The 236-nt window shown below is 29.7% G+C and carries 1 pseudogene; it reads right to left on the reverse strand.

The features are described from left to right. A pseudogene (locus AC1EUY_RS16215) lies at nucleotides 1-236 on the reverse strand (IS5/IS1182 family transposase); the annotation flags it as partial.

Below are 236 nucleotides of genomic sequence, written 5' to 3' on the forward strand. Positions count from 1 at the left end.
TAATTAATGTTTTTGATGTCGTTATTAAACCTACTTTGTTTCCAAATTCATATTGCTTATGTATCTTTCCTTTTGCTATGCAAGCAGTCAATGGTTTATGAATACTGTAAATCTTGTCTTTATCAGTTCGTTTTTGTTGTAGGATTCGATGGTATAAATTTAACTCTTTTTCATAACACTTTAAGGTTGATGGTTCTAATGTTCTTTCTAATTCTCGAACTAATCTACCTGCTATG

This window comes from Maritimimonas sp. 2210JD6-3 (genome assembly GCF_056591795.1).